Annotated in this window: 1 protein-coding gene and 1 pseudogene; one reads left to right on the top strand and one right to left on the bottom strand. The window is 70.2% G+C overall.

Annotated elements, in window-relative coordinates:
- A partial coding sequence (locus tag A5704_RS24230) for a VWA domain-containing protein (RefSeq protein ID WP_067891483.1) occupies nt 1–660 on the top strand: 660 nt, incomplete at its 5' end.
- 3 nt (nt 661–663) lie between these two features.
- Here the strand turns inward: A5704_RS24230 and A5704_RS24225 are convergent.
- Nucleotides 664–1,051: pseudogene (locus A5704_RS24225) on the bottom strand (hypothetical protein); the annotation flags it as partial.

Here is a 1,051-nt window from a genome sequence, read left to right as displayed (position 1 = left end):
CCGCCGAACCGGCTCAAGGCCGCCGAGGAGGCGGCCGGCCAGTTCGCCAGTCAGCTCACGCCGGGCATCAACCTGGGCCTGGTCGGCTTCGCCGGCACGCCATACCTGCTGGTGTCGCCCACCCCGCAGCACCAGGCGACGATCGACGCGCTCAAGAAGCTCGACTTCGCCGACAGCACGGCCACCGGCGAGGCCATCTTCACCGCCCTGCACGCGGTGAGCGCCCTGGCCATCACGGGTGGCGACACCCCGCCCCCGGCCCGCATCGTGCTGGAGTCCGACGGCGCGGAGAACGTGCCGCTGGACGCCAACGCCCCGCAGGGGGCGTTCACCGCCGCCCGGGCCGCCAAGGCCGCGGGCGTGCAGATCTCGACGATCTCCTTCGGGACGCCGTACGGCACCGTCGAGTACGAGGGCGCCACCATCCCGGTTCCCGTAGACGACCAGACGCTGCAGAAGATCTGCGAGATCACCGACGGCCAGGCGTTCCATGCCGACAGCCTGGAGTCGCTGAAGAACGTCTACTCGACCCTGCAGCGCCAGATCGGGTACGAGACCGTCAAGGGCGACGCCAGCCTCGCGTGGATGCTGCTGGGGGCGGTCGCGTTGGCCGGCGCGATCCTGGCCGGCCTGTTCCTGAACCGCCGGCTGCCGTCCTGACGATCAGACCGGCAGCCGCCGGTTGATCAGCAGCGCCAGCGCCGTCGCGATCAATGCGGTGATCACGCCCAGGCGCAGCCACCCGGCGCTGCCCGGCCCGGCCACGGTGCGATAGCCGATGTCCTTCTCGATGGCGTTGTAGCTCTTGTTGAGCTCGGCGATGTTGCTGGCGGTGTAGGACTGCCCGCCGGACAGCTTGGCGATCGTCTTCATCTGGTCCGTCGAAACCGGGACGGCCACGCGCTGCCCGTCCATCTCGATCTCGCCGGTCTTGGTGCCGAACGAGATCGTCGAGATGGGCACCCCCTCGTCCCGGGCCAGCCGCGCCGCCGTGTAGACCCCGTCGTGCGGGTCGCTGGGATTGGACGGCTTGTTCTCCCCGCCGTCGGAC

This window comes from Mycobacterium sp. E735 (genome assembly GCF_001666955.1).
Taxonomy (GTDB): Bacteria; Actinomycetota; Actinomycetes; order Mycobacteriales; family Mycobacteriaceae; genus Mycobacterium.
Note: the sequence above shows the minus strand (reverse complement) of the source record. Positions and strands in the feature narration are given on the sequence as shown.